Genomic DNA, 16,924 nt, shown 5'->3' with positions numbered 1-16,924 from the left:
GCCTGGTCAGTCGGTGGATCCCTCGCCGAGGTTCGCGGAGACGACCTCGAGGGCGTGGGCGCGCGCCTGGACCGCATCCACGCCACGCTCGGTCGCGACCGCGGCGGCGAACACCTCGGCGAACACGAGGTAGGCCACGCGGGAGGTGTGCTCGAGCTCGTCGCGGAAGCTCACCCCGGTCGGCGCGATCACGAGCGACAGCGACGCCGCCTCGGTCAAGGCCGACGAGGCGAACGACGTCAGGGCGATCACGGTCGCACCGCCCCGCGCGGCCGCCGTCGCGACGCGCAGACTCGCCTCGTTCGCACCGGAACCGCTCACCACGAGGCAGACGTCTTCGGCCGTGAGGTGGCGGGCCGCGATCTGCTGGGCGATGGCGTCGGCGATGAATTCCGCCGACCGCCCGGCGGCAGTCAGCCGCATGGCGAGGTCGTTGGCGATCGGCGACGACAGTCCGTTGGCGAGCACGAGCAGACGACGGGCGGATGCCGAGAGGCGCACGGCCTCGGCGACAGCATCCGGGTCGAGCAGGCTGGCGAGCGCCGGCAGGGAGCCCGCCAGACGATCGATCTCCCCCCGCATGCGTCCGAGCACGCCGGGACCGTGGTCGACGGCCGCCTCCCCGGGCGTGCTGCCGAGTTCGGCGGCGAGCGCGACCCGCAGCTGCGGATAACCGCGATAGCCGATGCCCTGGCAGGTGCGGACCACGGTGGCGCGGCCGACGCCGGCCCGATCGGCGAGCTCCTGCGCCGTCCACTCCACGACCTCGTCGGCCGATTCGACGATCAGCTCGGCGACGCGGCGCTCGGCCGGCTGCAGGGTGTTGAGCACGGCCGCGATGCGTGCGGTGGGCGGGGCGCTAGGCGAGAACACGGGCTCGGGCTCCCTCCATGATGCGGCGACGGATCGCACCGGACGCCGCATCGATCAGCATCGTCACCACGACCACCACGATGAGCAGGACACCCACCGTCGACCACTCACGGTACTGGGTGTAGGAGGTGAGCATGTCGCCGATTCCGCCGACGCCGATGAGCCCCAGCACCGCGGAGGAGCGCACGTTGATCTCGAAGCGGTACAGCCAGAACGACCAGAACGCCGGTTCGGCCTGCGGCCACACACCCCAGCGCAGCACCTGCAGCATGCCGCCACCGGCCGCGCGCGCCGCCTCGATCGGACCTCGGGGCACGGCCTCGACCGCCTCATACCCCCATTTGCCGAGCGTGCCGACGCCGTTGATGGCGAGGGCGAGCGCGCCGGTGAACGGGGTGAGGCCGGTGACCGAGAGGATCACGATCGCGATGATGATCTCCGGGACCGCCCTGATCAGCGAGAAGAGTCCGCGCAGGAGCGCCCGCAGCCACGCGGGCCCGAATCCGCGCGCGGCGACCAGGCTCAGCGGGGTGGCGAGCAGGATGCCGAGGATCGTGCCGACCCAGGCCATCTCGATGCTCCGCCACGTCTGCCACAGCGCCTCCGGCAGCTTCTCCCAGTTCGGATCGGCGAACATCAGGAACGTGTACCGGATGATCTCGGACGGCAGATCGGAGAGGCGGGACCAGTCGATGTCGATCGACCAGAACGCCAGGACCACGATGCCGGTGACGAGCGCCCATCCGGCGATCAGCCAGGGCCGGCGAGGCTTGGCGGGGATGACGGTGAGCGCCGCACTCATACGAGCCTCCGTCGGATGGCGTCCGAGACGAGGTCGATCACGATGACGACGATGAGGATCTCCAGGATGATGAGCGAGAGCTGGTCGTAGCGGTAGAACGTGCGCACCGCGTCGATCAGCAGCCCCATGCCTCCGGCGCCGACGAGACCGAGCACGGTCGAGGCGCGCACGTTCAGCTCGAACACGTACAGGGTCTGATTCGCGAAGGCGGGCCAGGCGTCGGGCAGCGCGAGCGTGCGGTTGATCTTCGCCTGCGTCGCCCCCACCGCGCGTCCGGCCTCGAGGGGACCGCGGTCGTTGGTGTCGATGGCCTCCGAGACGAGTTTGACGATGATGCCGACGTTGAACAGCAGCAGCGCCAGGATTCCGGGGAGCGCACCGACCCCGACCATCGCGACCAGGATCGCCGCATACAGCAGGTCGGGCACGCTGCGGATGACGTTGAGGATGCCGCGCACGATGACGCGCGCCGTGGTGTTCGGGTTGGTGGCACGCGCGGCCCAGAAGCTGAGCGGCAGCGACACGGCGGCTCCGATGGCGGTCGCGATCACCGCCATCTGCAGGGTCTCGATGAGGGGCGCGACGGTGCGGGGGAAGAAGCTCCAGTCGGGCAGGAGCAGCTTCACGATCTTGTCGGCGCCGTTCTGCCAGTTGCGCGCGATGGCCGAGAAGTCGACGCCGATGCCGATCACCGGCAGGCACATCACCACTGTGACGGTCACGACGGCGGCCAGGATCACAGGCCCCTTCCACGCTCCTCGCGGGCGGGCGGGAATGTCGAGGACGGTCGCGTTCTGGGCGCCGCTCATGCGTCCAGCCGGTCGTCGGGCGTGAGCGAGCGGCCGTAGATGCTCTCGAAATCGGCGTCCGTCGCACTGGTGGCGGGCCCGTCGTAGACGATCTCCCCGGCGCGCATGCCGATCATCCGCGCCCCGTACTCGCGGGCGAGGTCGAGGAGGTGCAGGTTGACGAGCACCGTGATCCCGAGATCCCGGTTGATGCGGCGCAGGTCGTTCATCACCCCGTGCGCGGTGGGCGGATCGAGGCTCGCGACCGGCTCGTCGGCGAGGACGATGCGCGGCTCCTGGGCGAGGGCACGGGCGATCGCGACCCGCTGCTGCTGGCCGCCCGAGAGCTCGGAAGCGCGGGAGTGCAGCTTTGGCAGGATGCCGACACGATCGAGCGCGTGATACGCAAGCTGCTTGTCCGCCTCGCGGTAGACGCCCAGGAGCGTGCGCCAGAGCGGCGTGTGGGCGAGGCGCCCGACGAGCACGTTCTGCAGCACGCTCGCGCGGCCCGCGAGGTTGAAGCCCTGGAAGACCATGCCGATGTCGCCGCGGAGGCGGCGGAGGGTGCGCGACGAGGCGCCGCTCACCCGGTGCTCCCCCACGTCGAGGGCGCCGCTCGTCACCGGCACGAGGCCGTTGATCGTGCGGATGAGGGTGGACTTGCCCGAGCCGGAGAGCCCGACGACGGCGACCATCTCGCCGGCCTCGATGTCGAGCGACACCCGGTTCAGACCGACCGTCCCGTTGGGATAGCGCACCGTGACCTCGTCGAGGCGGATGGACCACGGCGTGGACGCCGCAACCGAAGCTGCGCCGTCCACGTGCTGGATCTGATCGGACAATTTACTGGAGCCCCAGAGCCTGTGCGGCACGGGCCACGACGTCGAGCGAGTCGGGGTCGGCCGGCGCGAGCTTGGTGATCGAGTAGATGCTGGTGAGGATCTCGGAACCCTCCGGAGTGTTCGAGAAGTCCTCGAGCGCCTTCGTGATGCGATCCTGCAGCTCGGGTGACAGGTCGGACGAGAGGGCGACGCCGTCGTTCGGGATCTCCTCGGTCATCGCGAACACAACGACCTTCTGGCCGACGTCGGGGGTGTCCTTCGCGACGATCGTGCGGGCGTCCCAGAAGCTGAATCCCACCTCGGCGTCGCCGTTGTAGACCGCGAGCACCGAGGCGTCGTTCGCGGTGACCGGGATCTGCTGGATGTCGGTGTCCGTGTCGAGACCTGCCTCCTGCAGCGCGACGATCGGGTAGATGTAGCCGGCGGGCGAACCGGGGCCGAGCACGGCGACCTTCGCGCCCTTCACCTTGTCGATGCTGTCGAGGCCGGCCGGGCCCTTCATGGCGTCGGCGCCGTTGCAGAACAGCATCCCGTCACGCTCGACCGGCTCGTCGTCGCAGTACTTGTCGGGGTTGTTCGTCATGAACTGCGCGGGGTAGGTGATGTTGCCGTTGCGCTCGGTCTGCAGCACGACCTTCGCGTCGTACATGTCGTTCGCCTGCCACAGCTGCAGCGACGGCAGGAAGCCGATCTGCGCCTGGCCTGCGCCCATCGCCTCGACGGCGGCCTGGTAGTCCTTCGACACGACGCCTGTGACCTCGATGCCGAGCTCCTCGGTGAGGTAGTCGGTGAGGGGCGCGGCGGTGTCGACGAGTCCGTCCTGGTCCTGCGAGGGCACGAGGGCGAGCACGATCGAGTCGGGGTCGGCAGCGGGGGCTGCGGAATCCTCGGGCGCGGCGGTGCTGCTGGAGCAGCCGGCGAGCACCACGGTCAGCAGGGCGCCGACCGCGACGACGCCCGCTGCGGAGGAGCGGAGGAGAGAGGTACGCATGTTCATCCTTCGATGGGGGTGGGTGTGTGAGGGAGGGGTATGAGCGGGGAGGGAGAGGTCTCAGCCGCGCAGCCAGGCCTCGAGCTGGGGAACCAGCGTCGAGAACTCGGCGGCGCGGAAGGTCGGGGTGGCGTCAGGGTCGGAGAATCCGCCGATCAGCGCGGTCGCATGGCCGCGGGCGTGCGCGGGGGCGAGGTCGTTGTGCCAGATGTCGCCGATGCTCAGCACCCGGGCGTCCGCGGGGAGCTCGGCGAGCACGGCCTCGAGCCCCCGGGGCTTGCCGGCACCGGTGACGATCCGGTCGAACAGTCCGCGAAGCCCGAGGGTCTCCAGCGCGTCGACGATGCGGATGGCCGGAGCGTTCGTGACGAGGATCCGCTCGGCGTCGACCGAGGAGAGGAACTCGGCGAGCCCGTCCGGTGCGGTGATCGGGGCATCGGCAGTGCCGAGCTGCGCACGACTGGCGAGATAGGCGTTGCTCAGGAGACGGGCATCCGCTCCCCTGGCTTCGGCGACCCGGCGCACCGCGTCGTAGCCGTCGAGCGCATCCCCGTCGGCTGCGGCGAGGACCGCGCGGACGTCGTCGAGGAAGGTGTCATCGTCACCGAGGCCGGCAGCGACCTGCTGGGCGTAGGCGAGGACCGGACCGTCGCCGAGGGCGATCGTGCCGTCGAAATCGAAGAGGAGGATGGAGTTCACGGAGTTCTTTCTGTGGGGACGCTCCGTCCATGATGAGGAACGATTGTGGACAGAAAGTCCCGAACGTGTGAACGCCGTGTGAACAATCCGTCCACTCCACTCGCGTATGGTGAGCGCCGTGTCCGAACTCGAACAGCTCACGCATGCGGCGCACCTCGCCGCCGACGGATCCGACGCCGGTGCACGCTCCGCCCTCCATGCGCTCCCCTGGCTGGCATCCGCGATCCGCGACGACCGCGCGGCCGGCCGCTTCGCCGTGTGGGGGCGGTCGTCGGTGATCGACGAGAACACGGGTGCGGCGGTCATCCCCCGCGCGCTGTTCGAGGAACTGCACGGGCACGCGGACATCGCCGCAGACTGGCCGCTCGGCAACGCGGGAGTGCTGCACTGCTACGGCTACCTGCTGTCGCTGGAGCCCACGCCCTACGGCCTCAAGCGCGAACGCTGGACCGAGGGCGCGCTGGCTCGGGCATGCCACCTGCCTCCGGACGCGTTCCGCCCCTGGGGCGAGGGGCCGACGCTGCTCGCGCGAGCGACCGCCGCCGCATCCGCACTCCTCGCCACCCCCGCTGCCGGCGCGACCCAGGTGATCGACGCCCGCGAGGCCAGGCTGGCCCTCGGTGCAGTGCAGGGCCCGACCGCTCTCGCCTACGCGGTCGCGCCGACCGCAGGCACCACCCCGCTGCTGGTCACGATGTTCCCGGTCGCCGATGCGACCATCCCCCTCACGGAGTTCCTCGCGGATCCGCGCCTGCGCTGGAACGCGGTCTAGCCTCCCCGGCTCCGACGCCTCCGGTCGCGCTTCGTACCGCCCGCGCGGCTTCTGAACGGCAGCAACTGCGACCGGAGCAGGGGGTCAGGAGCGGACCCGAGCGCGATCAGCCAGCAGCGCTCGGCAGCGGATGACGTCTTCGGCGGTCTGCGCGATCAGCGCGTCGACGCCGTCGAAGCGCAGGGTCGGGCGCACGAGTGCAACGAGGGTCACGAACAAGCGCCGGCCGTACAGGTCGAGATCCGCATCGTGGAGGTGCACCTCGACACGTCGCGCACGGTCGCCGTCGAACGTCGGATTCGCACCGACGCTCACGCTCGCCGCCCAGAGCGGCTGATCGTCGTCGATCCGCGCCCAGGCCGCGTAGATCCCGTCCTCAGGGAGGTCTCCCTCGTCCATTTCCAGGTTCGCCGTCGGGAAGCCGAGCTCACGCCCCCGACCGTCACCCGGGACGACCATTCCGACGATCGCCCCGAGCGGCGGAGCGCTCACGCGCTCTCGGGCGCGGCGATGGACCGGTAGCGGCTCTGGTGGAAGACCAGGGGCTCGACATCGTCGAAGAGCGTGACGTCGGCGATCTCGTACAGGGCGATCTCGTGATCCCCGCCGTCGAACGTGCTGTGCAGGCGGCAGGTGAGCCAGAGCGCCGCATCCGCGATCAGCACGGCTCCCCCGTCGGTGCGCTGCCACTCGTGTCCGCCGAACCGGTCGCCCTCACGCGCCGAGAGCGAGCGGCTGAGTGGCTCATGGTGCGCGGCGAGCACGCTCATGCCGAGCTCGGGCACCGTGCGCAGCACCGGCCAGGTCTTCGACGTGCGGGCTGCGCTGATCGCGACGAGTGCAGGTTCGAGCGAGATCGAGGTGAAGGAGTTGACCGCCATCCCGACGGCTCGATCGTCGATGTGCGCGGCGAGGGCCACGACACCGGTCGGATACACCGAGAAGGCCCGGCGGAGGGCGAGGTCGCGCGGCAGGGCGTCGGTCACGGCAGTCGTCATTTCGGCTTCCTTTCGTTAGTCAACTTTGACTAGTATTGATAATAGGCAACTTTGATCATGCAAACAACAGGAATCTGCGAGGCCAGCCGTTAGCATGAGGGTCATGTCGACCACCCGCCTCGTCGTCCTCGGCGCCGTGAAGCAGTTCCAGCCCGTGCACGGATACTTCCTCCGCCGCGAGCTCATGACGTGGCATGTCGACGAATGGGCGCACATCCAGCCCGGATCGATCTACAACGCCCTGCGTGCCCTCGAGGTCGACGGGTACATTGCCGAGAGCGGCACCGAGGCCGAGGGCAAGCGCCCCGCCCGCACGACGTACCGCATCACTCCGGCCGGCGAGGTGGAGCTGCAGCGGATGCTGCGCGAGAACCTCTGGAACGTCGCGGCGTTCGACACCCAGGCCATCATGACCGTGGCCTCGTTCATGTTCGTGCTGAGTCGGCAGGAGGTGATCGCCGGCCTCGAGCACCGCCTCATCAAGAGCGACGCGATCATCACGCAGAACGGCTTCGATGTGCAGGACACCCTGCGCTCCGAGACCACCCCGAAGTACGTGCGGGAGATCTTCGACCTCTCCACCGCGCGTCTCACTGCGGAGAAGCAGTGGCTGCTCGACCTGCTGGATCGTCTGCGCGCCGGCGAGTACACCTTCGCCGGCGAGACGGCCGAGAGCGCGGCGACGGCTGACGCTGCCGCCTCGGACTGACCTCAGCGCGACGCCACGAGCGCCGCGATCGAGGTGGGCGAGAGAGCAGTCGTCGTCGCGCCGCGGTGCTGGGCGACGACAGCGCCGGCAGCGCAGGCGCGGATCAGCGCCGCTTCGATGGCAGCCCCCTGAGCGAGCGCAGCTGCCAGTGCCCCGCAGAACGCGTCACCGGCGCCGGTCGTGTCCACCGGATCGATCCGGAAGGCATCGACGTGCAGCGGGTCGTCTCCGGCCCGGTGCAGCGTCACTCCCCCGGCACCTCGGGTGAGGACCACCAGCCCGGCACCGGCGGCGTACAGCCGGTCGATGCCGCCGAGCTCGGCGCACTCGGTCTCGTTCACGACCAGCACATCGACGTCGGCGAGCATCCCGATCGTCGCCGCGTGTGCGGGCGCGGCGTTCAGGATCGTGAGCGCTCCCGCTGCGCGGCCGGCCCGCAGCGCCGCCGCCACGCTCGCGAGAGGAATCTCTAGCTGAGCGAGGACGACCGCGGCGCCCTCGACCCCGGCGACCGCGTCATCGGCGCCGAGCTCCCCGTTCGCGCCGGCCGCCACGATGATGCTGTTGTCCCCGTCGTCGAAGGCCAGCACATGGGCGACACCGGTCGGGGCGACGGCGCTTCGGCGCAGGGCCGCCTCTACTCCGGCATCCGCCAGCGTCCGCTGCAGCACGTCGCCGGCCTCGTCCGTTCCAACGACCCCGCAGAACCGCGTGGACGCCCCGCTGCGGGCGGAGGCGACGGCCTGGTTCAGGCCCTTGCCGCCCGAGAAGCGACCACCGGCACGGCCAAGGAGCGTCTCACCGACGAGCGGAGGGCGCGAGACCTCGACCACGAGATCGAGGTTCGCGCTCCCCACCACGGCGACGCCGGCGAGGGTGTCAGACACGCGACATCGTCCGCCGGTACTGCGAGCCCGTGTGCGACTCGGCGAGCGCCGGCGTGGGCGTGCCGATCAGGCGCTCGCGCAGCGACTGCGGCTCGGACGAGGGCTCCGCGATCGCGCCGCGCTCCTTGAGGATCGGCAGCACGTGCTCGATGAAGTCGACGGTCGAGGCCGGCGGGATGACGGGGGCGAACAGGAACCCGTCGAGGTCGGCGCCGTCGGCGAGCTCGATCATCCGGTTAGCGACCTGCTCCGGGGTGCCGACGATGGGGCGGGCTCCGACGCCGTGCGCGTGCCAATCCCCCAGCACATCGCCGACGGTCTTGTCCGCGAAGCGCGCGACCTGCGTCTGCGAGAGTTCGGTGCTGAGCTCCGACATCGGCGTGTTCGGCGCGTACGCCGAGAGGTCGAGGCCGGTGAACCATGCGTAGGAGGCGACCGTGACATCGGGGTTCTGCGCGTCGGCGACCTCGGCGTACTTGCGCCGGGCCTCCTCCTCGGTGCTGCCGACGACCGCGGCGAACGCCGACATGATCTTGACCTCGTCGGCCCCGCGACCGTTCTTGACGGCCTCCTCGCGGATCGCACTCGAGTGCGCACTGAGCTGTTCGACCGAACCGCTGCCGACGAAGATCGCCTCGCCGTGCTTGCCGCCGAACTCGCGACCGGCGGGCGATGCCCCGGCCTGGAACAGCACCGGCGTCCCCTGCGGCGAGCGCGAGGTGTTGCCGTAGCCGTGCGAGCGGAAATAGGGACCGTCGTGCGCGATGCGGTGCACCTTGGACGGGTCGGCGAAGCGACCGGCCTTGTCGCGCTCCAGGGCGCCTTCCTCCCAGGCCTGCTCCCACAGCTTGTAGACGACCTGCATGAAGTCGTCGGCCATGAGGTAGCGCTCGTCGTGACCGACCATCGGCACGCCGAAGCCCTGCACCGCGGTGTCGGCGGTACCGGTGGTGACCACGTTCCAGCCGATGCGTCCGCCCGAGAGGATGTCGAGCGTCGCCATGCGGCGGGCGAAGGAGTAGGGCGGCTCGAGCAGCGTGGATCCGGTGGCGACGAGCCCCAGTCGCGTGGTCTCGGGGATGAGTGCGGCAAGGATGATCGCCGGGTCGAGCCGGGGCAGATCGAGGCCTTCGACGGAGCAGATGTCGGGGCGTTCACCCGCGACGTCGGCCCATCCCCAGGCATCCGCGAGGAAAAGGAAGTCGAACCCGGCGTCCTCGACCATGCGCGCGGTGTCGCGCCAGTACTCGAGCTTGTCGAACAGGTAGCGCCCGTTGTCGGGGTGCCGCCAGGTCGCGGTACCGGAGTCGTTCGCCTGCGCGTTCTCGAAGAGGCCGAGACGCAGCGGTTTGACGGTGTTCTGATCGGTCATGTGCGGGTGCCTTCCTTGTGGGTGGTTCGGGTGGATCTGGGCTGTTCTCCGGGCACGCCGGAGGAACCCCGGGACGGGTGGGGGATCCCGTCCCGGGAGGCGGGCGCCGCGTCAGCCCTTGGCCGTGACCTCGCCGTCGCTCCACCAGAGCACGCGCTTGCGCACCAGGGCGAGGACGATGATGAGGAGCACGCCGAGCAGGCACAGCAGGGCGATGCTGGCCCAGGTGACGGGGAGGTTCGCCTGGGCGGCCGAGGTGGTGACGAGCGAGCCGAGGCCGGCCTGCTGCCCCGCCGCGACGAACTCGGCGACCGCGGCGCCGACCACGGCGAGCGGCAGGGCGATGCGGAGGCCGGCGAACACGTACGGCATGCTGCCGGGGAAGCGCAGTTCGCGGAAGATCTCCCACCGCGACGCATGCAGCGTCTTGAACACGTCCATGGCCTTCTGGTCGACGTCGCGGAGCCCTGCGAGGGAGTTCACGAGCATCGGGAAGAACACCACGAGGCCGGTCACGATGAACTTCGGCACCATGCCGAAGCCGAACGCCACGACCAGCGCCGGGGCGATCGCGACGATGGGGGTCACCATCACGATGATCACGAGCGGCATGACCGCCCGCTCGATGATCTGGAACTCCGCCATCACCACAGCCAGGAGGAACCCAGCGAGGATGCCGGCGGAGGCACCGACCACGACCTCGAGCAGCGTGACGAGGAAGTTCGACCAGTACATGCCGGCGTCGTCGACGAGGCTGGTACCGATCGCCTCCAGCGTCGGGAGAACATACGGATTGGTCCAGGCCACCAGCTGCCACAGCAGCGCGGCGATCACGAAGGTGATCAGAGTGGGGCCCCACGATCCCCACCGCAGCCAGGAGGGAGCGCCGCGGCGGGGCTGGCCCTTCAGACGGGCGGTCGCGATCGTCGCGGTGGTGTCTCTCATCGTCAGCTCAGACATGGGCCTTCTCCGTCTGCGCGCGCAGCGCACCGCGCACGACTGCTTCCAGTTCGCGGAACTCGTCCGTCGCGTAGGCCTCCTCGGTACGCGGTCGCGGCAGGTTCACGTCGATCACCTGGGCGATGCGTCCCGGGTGCGCGGCCATGACCACGATGCGGTCGGAGAGCATGATCGCCTCCGGCACGGAGTGCGTGACGAACATCACGGCCTTGCGGTTCGACTGCCAGAAGTCCAGCAGAGCGATCCGCTGCAGGTCCCGGTTCATCTCGTCGAGGGCGGAGAACGGCTCGTCCATCAGCATGATCGCCGGGTCGAACACGAACGCCCTGGCGATCGCGGCGCGCTGCTGCATACCCCCGGAGAGCTGCCCCGGGTACTTCTTCAGCGCATGGCCGAGGCCGAAGGTCGACAGCAGCTCGGCCGGGTCGCGGAGCGCACGGTCGCCGTTGGCCCCGCGGTTGATCCGCACGGGGAGCTCGACGTTCTCGCGCACCGTCTTCCACGGCAGCAGCGCCGGAGACTGCGGCACGAGTCCGATCTTCTTGTCACGCGAGGCCGCCCTGACGCTCTCGCCGTCGATCGTGACGGTGCCGGAGTCGGCGTCGAGGAGTCCGGCGACCACCTTGAGCAGCGTGGACTTCCCGCAACCGCTGGGCCCGATCACCGAGACGAACTCGCCCATCCCGATCGTGAGACTCACGTCATCGAGCACGGTGACCTTCGCGCCGTCGACGCCGAAGGACTTCGAGACGTTCCTGACCTCGACGCCGGCGCCGTGTGCGACCGTCATCACTTCGCCTTCCAGATCAGGGTGTCACCGTCGTAGAGGTCGGCGACCAGGTCGGCGTCCATCATGTCGGCGATCGCGGGCAGCTCCTTGACGTCGCCGTACTTCTTCACGAGGGCGTACTCGGGCTCCCACATGGACTCGTTCTGCACGCCAGGGTTGCCGCCGGCACTCTCGCGCACCCAGGCGGACTCCACCTCCCACGTGCGGGCGAGCTGCTCGCGCGGGAACGCGGCTCCCTGCCCGTTGTCCTCGGCCAGCTTCGCCAGCTTGTCGATGCACGCATCGGATTCGTCGAGGCAGTACTGGAGCGCCTTGAGGCTCGCGCGCATGAAGTCGGCGGCGACCTCGCGGTGCTCATCGAGGAACCGGGAGTTGACCTCCATCACGTTGTACGTGCCCTCGACGCCGAGGTCGGAGGGGAGGAACTCGCTGAACGGCAGTCCCTGTGCCTTGAGCGACTGGGGCTGGTTCGAGGCGTAGCCGACGATCGCGTCGACCTGCTCGCGCACCACGACGGTCGGGTCGTAGTTGGTCATCTTCACCATCTCGACCTTCGAGACGTCGACCCCGGCTTCGTCGAGCATGGCCGAGGCGATCGGTGTCAGGTTGATGAAGTACCCGAGCGATCCGCCCTCGAGGTCCTTGAGGCTCTCGAGCTTCTCGTTGCCGAAGATGGAGAACGGCGGGGTGGTGCCGTAGGTGGCGACCGCCGTGAGGTTCTTGCTGTTGGCGGCCGCCAGCATCACATCGGACGCGGAGCCGAGCGCGGTGAACTGCGCCTGCCCCGAAGCCACGAGCTGCTGCCCGTTCGCCCCTGAGGCGTTGATCTCGACATCGAGGCACAGATCGTCGAAGTAGCCCAGCTCCTCGGCGAGGAACACATCGAGCTGACCGGCGCTGGCGGAGTAGCCGTAACCGGAGATGTAGGTGATGGTGCCGGCATCCTGATTCCGCTTGCAGGCGTCGCTGTCGTTCGCACTCGTGGGGGCGGTATCGCCGCCTGGCGTCTGCGCGGAGCATGCTCCGAGCGTCAGCGTGGCGGCGAGAACGCACGTCAGGGTGGCAGTGATGCGGAATCGGGTTTCCGCAGGGGAAGTAGCCATGAGGGTCCCTTCTCGGCCGTTCGTCGTTGATGGCTCGATGAAAGTAACATAGTCAATCTTGACTAAGCAAGATCAAACTAAGTTTTGACGAACGGCATGACGGGCGCACCATGCCTCCGCCCATGAGGACAGCGGAGACCGGAGGTCAGACCGAGGTCGAGCGGAGGGGCCAGGCCGGCCACCAGCCGCCATCGAGTCCGCTCAACAGCGACGTCACGCGCTCCCGCTCGCCCGCGGTCAGCTCCGGGGCCGGACCCGCGGCGGTCTCCCGACGCTCCCCGTCGGGGGACCGCACCTCCGTGTACAGCCAGGCGCGTCGCCCGACGGGGTACTTCTCCCGGAACCCGCCTGAGGCGACGGACAGCACGATCCGCTCCATCTCGTCCGCCGCGCTTTCGGCAGTCTCGTCGCAGGCGTCGCACACGCACAACGGGACGATCGCATGGAAGAGTGCCCCGGCTTCGACGCGGACGACGGGAGGCATCGGAGCGATGCTGATCGCCGCTCCGACCGCGGGGTCGAGCACGATGCATTCGGCACCTCCCTCATCGCGCTCACGCCGCACCTCGACTTCGTACCCGGCACGAAGGTGTTCGACGAGGGCTTCGACCACGAGAAGCAACGGTTCGAAGCGCTCCGGGTGCGATTCCCGGGAGTAGGCCTCCTCCGGCGGGGCACCCTCGGACCAGCGGCGTCCGTAGCGGATGACCTCGCCCCTGTCGTCGCGGAAGAGCAGGAGCGGGAGAGCGGGACGGACGTAGGCGCTCGCAGGGAGCACGGCGGTGCGCTCGGGCGCCTCGGCGGACAGCGCCCTCACCTCCTGGTCGTCGAGGTCGTCCTGATCCCACGACTCGATCATCCGCAGGAAGGCTTCGCGCTGGTCGGGCTGCCGCACCATCCCCTGCACGAGCGCCTCGACCGGGATGGAGAGGGTGTTCGTCCCTATCTCGGGCTCGGCCGCCATCCGCCATGTCGCTGCCGGATGCACCATGGCGATGACGTTGCCCACGAAACGCGCCGCCGCAGCGGCCAGGTCGGCGCTGTCGAGGATCGCATGATGCGCGGCCACGAAATCCCACGTCGCCGCGAGGTCGTCGGCCAGGAGATTCGGGTCCGCGCCCTGACTCCGGGCGAACCCGGCGAACAGCTCGAAGCCGTCGACGAACCGCACCGATCTCCGCGCATCCGACGGCGACGGCATCCACATGATCGCGGCGGACCCTACCTCGGGCATCGGGCCGAACGGACCGGGGAAGACGTCGCTGCTCATCGACTGAGCGTATCGACCGGGGTCTCACCGCGGTGCGTGGGCCTCCAGGAACTCGTACACGTCGGTGGTGTCGACGCCGGGGAAGGCTCCGGTGGGCAGGGTCGCCAACAGCGTGCGCGGGGTCTTCACGTTGGGCCAGGAGTTCTCGCGCCAGCGGTCCTCCAGGTCCGCGGGAGCCCGACGACAGCACACCTCGACCGAGTGCTTCGACACGCCGCGGTGCGAGGTGTCGCGACCCACGAACCACTTCGTGTCGTCGAAGCGCACGCCCACGCTCACCGAGTGCAGCCCTTCGCTCGACGACTCCACCCGCGCGGTGCACCAGTAAGTGCCGTTGCCGGTATCGGTGTACTGGTAGTAGGGGTTGAAGCGGTCGTCCTCGTCGAACACCACGCGCGAGGTCCACCGGCGGCAGCACATCTGTCCCTCGATGGCCCCGAGACGGTCGGTCGGGAAGTTCACGTCGTCGTTCTCGTACGCCTTGGTGATGGTGCCCGACTCGTGCACCTTGAGGAAGTGCACCGGGATGTCGAGGTGCCGGGTCGCGAGGTTCGTGAAGCGGTGCGCCGCCGTCTCGTACGACACCGAGTATCCGTCGCGCAGGTCTTCTATCGAGATCGCCCTCCGCTGCTTGGCGTCCTTCAAGGCGGGGACGACGTGCGCCTCCGGGATGAGCAGGGCGCCGGTGAGGTAGTTCGTCTCGACGCGCTGACGCAGGAACTCGGCGTAGCTGCGTGGTTCGGAGTGCCCGAGGATGCGACTCGACAGCGCCTGCAGCACCGCGGTGCGGGCATCGCCCTTCGCCGGCACACTGCTGGAGAGGTAGAGCCTGCCGTTGGCGAGGTCGGCGACGCTGCGAGTGGTCTGCGGCAGGTCGGGGGCGTAGTGCAGGGTGAAGCCCAGGTAGGCGGCGATCTCGGATGCGGTGCGCTGCGTCAGCGGGCCGCCGGGGTGACTGACCGCGGCGAGGATCTCGGCGGCCTTCGTCTCGAGGTCGGCGAAGTGGTTGTCCTGCCGCCGCATCAGGTGCCGCAGCTCGACGTTCGCCCGGCGAGCTTCTTCGGGCGTCGCGGCCCGCTCGTCCTTGAGCCTGTCGATCTCGCCGTGCAGAGCGAGCAGCGCCTTCAGCGCATCCGTCGGCAGGCTCTTCGCGATGCGGAACGGCTCGATGCCCAGGGCCTGGAACGTCTGGCCCTTCATCGCCCGCTCCAGGGCGATCTCGACCGCGCTGCGTTCGTCGAGCGGCTCGCCTTCCAGCAGCGCGTCGATCGTGACCCCGAGAGCCCGGGCGATCGCCTGCAGCTGCGTGAGCTTGGGTTCGCGCCTGCCGGTCTCGATCATCGACATCTGGCTCGGCGCCCGATCGACGGCGGAGGCGAGGTCGTCGAGGGTCATCCCCTTCGCCGTACGGAGCTGGCGGATGCGGCGGCCGATCGTGAGGGCGTCGGTCTCTTCTGCAGCGTCGATGGTGCTCATGCGGGCGATTCTGTCACAGAAACAGAATTTCGACCGATCTTCTCTTTGAAATCGGTCAGCTGGGGTGCGGAACTTCACTCACAGTGGAACCACGCCACTCCGGCACCGCAGCCGGATCCACCGAGGAGACACCATGACGAACACCGCCAACACCCCGACGCCCCGCCCCGCCGGTCTGCGAGCCGGCGACCAGGTTCAGACGGCAGCCGAGCTCCAGGAGATCTGGGATACCGATCCCCGGTGGGACGGTGTCGAGCGCACCTACACGGCCGAGGATGTGATCCGCATCCGTGGATCGGTTCGCGAAGAGGCCACGCTCGCTCACCGCGGGGCCGACAACCTCTGGAACCTCTTGCACACCGAGGACTACGTCCGGGCGCTCGGCGCCTACACCGGAGGCCAGGCCGTGCAGCAGGTGCGGGCCGGTCTCAAGGCCATCTACCTCTCCGGCTGGCAGGTCGCCGCCGACGGCAACCTCGCCGGTCAGACCTACCCCGACCAGTCGCTGTACCCCGCGAACTCGGTGCCGGCGGTCGTGCGTCGCATCAACAACGCGCTCATCCGCCAGGATCAGCTGGAGCACGCCGAGGGTGAGACCACGCAGGATTGGCTGGCGCCGATCGTCGCCGACGCCGAGGCCGGCTTCGGCGGACCGCTGAACGCTTACGAACTCGCGCAGTCGCTCATCCAGTCCGGTGCCGCCGGCATCCACTGGGAGGATCAGCTGGCGAGCGAGAAGAAATGCGGCCACCTCGGTGGCAAGGTGCTCGTGCCCACCCAGCAGCACATCCGCACCCTGAACGCGGCCCGTCTCGCCGCTGACGTCGCCGGCGTCCCGACCGTCATCATCGCCCGCACCGATGCCCTCGCCGCCGACCTGCTCACCAGCGACGTCGACGAGCGCGACCAGCAGTTCACCACCGGCGAGCGCACCACCGAGGGGTTCTACCGGATCCGCCCCGGTCTGGAGTCTGTCATCAGCCGCGGCCTCGCCTTCGCCCCCTACGCCGACCTGTTGTGGGTCGAGACGGGAGAGCCCGACATCGAGCTCGCCCGCTCGTTCGCCGCGGCGATCCATGCACAGTTCCCCGGCAAGCTCCTGGCTTACAACTGCTCGCCGAGCTTCAACTGGAAGAAGCACCTGTCGGACGCCGAGATCGCGACGTTCCAGCAGGAGCTGGCTGACCTGGGCTACAAGTTCCAGTTCATCACGCTGGCCGGATTCCACGCCCTGAACTACTCGATGTTCGACCTCGCCCGCGGCTACGCGGATCGCGCCATGAGCGCCTACGTCGAGCTGCAGGAGGCCGAGTTCGCCGCAGAGGCGGACGGCTACACCGCCACCAAGCACCAGCGCGAGGCGGGCACCGGCTACTTCGACGTCATCTCCACCGCGCTCAACCCCGACAGCGCAACCCTCGCCCTCGCCGGCTCCACCGAAGCCGCGCAGTTCCACTGATCCCCACTTCGTTCCCGTCTCGCCGACACCCATCCCCGCCGTCGAGACCCACCGCCGCGATCGTCTGCAGCGTTGGGTCTCGGCGACCACCGTGGGTCTCGGCGGATGAGGACACCGACGTACAAGGACTCAT

The 16,924-nt window shown here is 69.2% G+C and carries 18 protein-coding genes; 3 read left to right on the top strand and 15 right to left on the bottom strand.

Features of this window, described 5'->3' with window-relative positions; translation table 11 throughout:
• Positions 1–6: 6 nt before the first annotated feature.
• From HDC31_RS03915 to HDC31_RS03890, 6 genes are read right to left on the bottom strand one after another with little or no spacing between them, the layout of a single operon-like run.
• A complete protein-coding gene (locus tag HDC31_RS03915; RefSeq protein ID WP_058632123.1) occupies positions 7–873 on the bottom strand; it encodes a MurR/RpiR family transcriptional regulator in 867 nt (288 codons plus the stop codon).
• Complete coding sequence (gene phnE / locus HDC31_RS03910) at positions 860–1,675, bottom strand: phosphonate ABC transporter, permease protein PhnE (protein ID WP_113681832.1); 816 nt, start codon at positions 1,673–1,675, stop codon at positions 860–862. Before phnE (HDC31_RS03910) ends, HDC31_RS03915 begins: the two co-directional genes overlap by 14 nt.
• Complete coding sequence (phnE, locus tag HDC31_RS03905) at positions 1,672–2,484, bottom strand: phosphonate ABC transporter, permease protein PhnE (protein WP_061015307.1); 813 nt, start codon at positions 2,482–2,484, stop codon at positions 1,672–1,674. Before phnE (HDC31_RS03905) ends, phnE (HDC31_RS03910) begins: the two co-directional genes overlap by 4 nt.
• Positions 2,481–3,305, bottom strand: a complete 825-nt coding sequence (gene phnC, locus HDC31_RS03900; RefSeq protein ID WP_218867301.1) for a phosphonate ABC transporter ATP-binding protein — start codon at positions 3,303–3,305, stop codon at positions 2,481–2,483. Before phnC ends, phnE (HDC31_RS03905) begins: the two co-directional genes overlap by 4 nt.
• A gap of 1 nt (position 3,306) precedes the next feature.
• On the bottom strand, positions 3,307–4,296 hold the full coding sequence (gene phnD, locus HDC31_RS03895) for a phosphate/phosphite/phosphonate ABC transporter substrate-binding protein (RefSeq protein ID WP_058632141.1): 990 nt from the start codon (positions 4,294–4,296) through the stop codon (positions 3,307–3,309).
• Between the two features lie 60 nt (positions 4,297–4,356).
• Complete coding sequence (locus HDC31_RS03890) at positions 4,357–4,995, bottom strand: HAD family hydrolase (protein ID WP_058633061.1); 639 nt, start codon at positions 4,993–4,995, stop codon at positions 4,357–4,359.
• 118 nt (positions 4,996–5,113) lie between these two features.
• Between HDC31_RS03890 and HDC31_RS03885 the strand changes: the two genes are divergently transcribed.
• On the top strand, positions 5,114–5,767 hold the full coding sequence (locus HDC31_RS03885; protein WP_227750905.1) for an amino acid deaminase: 654 nt from the start codon (positions 5,114–5,116) through the stop codon (positions 5,765–5,767).
• A gap of 84 nt (positions 5,768–5,851) precedes the next feature.
• On the opposite strand, the gene HDC31_RS03880 is transcribed toward HDC31_RS03885, so the two are convergent.
• Together HDC31_RS03880 and HDC31_RS03875 are read right to left on the bottom strand one after the other, a co-directional pair.
• Positions 5,852–6,259 carry a riboflavin kinase gene (locus HDC31_RS03880; RefSeq protein WP_113681307.1) on the bottom strand — a complete coding sequence of 136 codons (408 nt, stop codon included), beginning with the start codon at positions 6,257–6,259 and terminating at the stop codon, positions 5,852–5,854.
• Entirely contained in the window at positions 6,256–6,765 is a 510-nt protein-coding gene (locus HDC31_RS03875; protein ID WP_058633058.1) for a flavin reductase family protein, read from the bottom strand. Before HDC31_RS03875 ends, HDC31_RS03880 begins: the two co-directional genes overlap by 4 nt.
• A 103-nt stretch (positions 6,766–6,868) precedes the next feature.
• Here HDC31_RS03875 and HDC31_RS03870 point away from each other — a divergent pair, with 103 nt between their 5' ends.
• Positions 6,869–7,474: a PadR family transcriptional regulator gene (locus HDC31_RS03870; protein ID WP_061017351.1), complete on the top strand. Its 606-nt coding sequence runs from the start codon at positions 6,869–6,871 to the stop codon at positions 7,472–7,474.
• Positions 7,475–7,476: 2 nt separating this feature from the next.
• Here the strand turns inward: HDC31_RS03870 and HDC31_RS03865 are convergent, their stop codons facing one another.
• The 7 genes from HDC31_RS03865 to HDC31_RS03835 form a co-directional block, all read right to left on the bottom strand.
• The gene (locus tag HDC31_RS03865; protein WP_179515832.1) at positions 7,477–8,361 is read right to left on the bottom strand and encodes a ribokinase; all 885 of its coding nucleotides are present in this window, start codon (positions 8,359–8,361) and stop codon (positions 7,477–7,479) included.
• The gene (locus HDC31_RS03860) at positions 8,354–9,733 is read right to left on the bottom strand and encodes an NtaA/DmoA family FMN-dependent monooxygenase (RefSeq protein ID WP_179515831.1); all 1,380 of its coding nucleotides are present in this window, start codon (positions 9,731–9,733) and stop codon (positions 8,354–8,356) included. The genes HDC31_RS03865 and HDC31_RS03860 overlap by 8 nt, the downstream gene beginning before the upstream one ends.
• Positions 9,734–9,844: 111 nt before the next feature.
• Positions 9,845–10,693, bottom strand: a complete 849-nt coding sequence (locus HDC31_RS03855) for an ABC transporter permease (RefSeq protein WP_179515830.1) — start codon at positions 10,691–10,693, stop codon at positions 9,845–9,847.
• Positions 10,686–11,483 carry an ABC transporter ATP-binding protein gene (locus HDC31_RS03850; RefSeq protein WP_017201539.1) on the bottom strand — a complete coding sequence of 266 codons (798 nt, stop codon included), beginning with the start codon at positions 11,481–11,483 and terminating at the stop codon, positions 10,686–10,688. The genes HDC31_RS03855 and HDC31_RS03850 overlap by 8 nt, the downstream gene beginning before the upstream one ends.
• Positions 11,483–12,586, bottom strand: coding sequence for an ABC transporter substrate-binding protein (locus HDC31_RS03845; RefSeq protein WP_179515829.1), 1,104 nt, complete (start codon positions 12,584–12,586; stop codon positions 11,483–11,485). Before HDC31_RS03845 ends, HDC31_RS03850 begins: the two co-directional genes overlap by 1 nt.
• A gap of 145 nt (positions 12,587–12,731) precedes the next feature.
• On the bottom strand, positions 12,732–13,856 hold the full coding sequence (locus HDC31_RS03840) for a DUF6226 family protein (RefSeq protein WP_113681103.1): 1,125 nt from the start codon (positions 13,854–13,856) through the stop codon (positions 12,732–12,734).
• A 24-nt stretch (positions 13,857–13,880) separates the two neighbouring features.
• A complete protein-coding gene (locus HDC31_RS03835) occupies positions 13,881–15,332 on the bottom strand; it encodes a helix-turn-helix domain-containing protein (RefSeq protein ID WP_113681102.1) in 1,452 nt (483 codons plus the stop codon).
• A 133-nt stretch (positions 15,333–15,465) separates the two neighbouring features.
• On the opposite strand from HDC31_RS03835, the gene aceA reads away from it, so the two are divergent.
• The gene (aceA, locus tag HDC31_RS03830) at positions 15,466–16,791 is read left to right on the top strand and encodes an isocitrate lyase (RefSeq protein WP_046747843.1); all 1,326 of its coding nucleotides are present in this window, start codon (positions 15,466–15,468) and stop codon (positions 16,789–16,791) included.
• The last annotated feature ends 133 nt before the right edge of the window (positions 16,792–16,924 follow it).

The organism is Microbacterium sp. JAI119 (assembly GCF_013410135.1).
GTDB lineage: Bacteria > Actinomycetota > Actinomycetes > Actinomycetales > Microbacteriaceae > Microbacterium > Microbacterium oxydans.
The sequence above is the reverse complement of the archived record's forward strand: the minus strand, read 5'-3'. Positions and strand labels throughout refer to the sequence as shown.

Bases quoted from the DNA above. Each gene is read 5' to 3' on its own strand.
- HDC31_RS03870 (WP_061017351.1), top strand. From the start codon at position 6,869: ATGTCGACCACCCGCCTCGTCGTCCTCGGCGCCGTGAAGCAGTTCCAG.
- phnE (WP_113681832.1), bottom strand. From the start codon at position 1,675: ATGAGTGCGGCGCTCACCGTCATCCCCGCCAAGCCTCGCCGGCCCTGG.
- HDC31_RS03845 (WP_179515829.1), bottom strand. From the start codon at position 12,586: ATGGCTACTTCCCCTGCGGAAACCCGATTCCGCATCACTGCCACCCTG.
- HDC31_RS03850 (WP_017201539.1), bottom strand. From the start codon at position 11,483: ATGACGGTCGCACACGGCGCCGGCGTCGAGGTCAGGAACGTCTCGAAG.
- HDC31_RS03875 (WP_058633058.1), bottom strand. From the start codon at position 6,765: ATGACGACTGCCGTGACCGACGCCCTGCCGCGCGACCTCGCCCTCCGC.
- phnE (WP_061015307.1), bottom strand. From the start codon at position 2,484: ATGAGCGGCGCCCAGAACGCGACCGTCCTCGACATTCCCGCCCGCCCG.
- HDC31_RS03855 (WP_179515830.1), bottom strand. From the start codon at position 10,693: ATGTCTGAGCTGACGATGAGAGACACCACCGCGACGATCGCGACCGCC.
- aceA (WP_046747843.1), top strand. From the start codon at position 15,466: ATGACGAACACCGCCAACACCCCGACGCCCCGCCCCGCCGGTCTGCGA.
- HDC31_RS03835 (WP_113681102.1), bottom strand. From the start codon at position 15,332: ATGAGCACCATCGACGCTGCAGAAGAGACCGACGCCCTCACGATCGGC.
- HDC31_RS03840 (WP_113681103.1), bottom strand. From the start codon at position 13,856: ATGAGCAGCGACGTCTTCCCCGGTCCGTTCGGCCCGATGCCCGAGGTA.
- HDC31_RS03860 (WP_179515831.1), bottom strand. From the start codon at position 9,733: ATGACCGATCAGAACACCGTCAAACCGCTGCGTCTCGGCCTCTTCGAG.
- phnD (WP_058632141.1), bottom strand. From the start codon at position 4,296: ATGCGTACCTCTCTCCTCCGCTCCTCCGCAGCGGGCGTCGTCGCGGTC.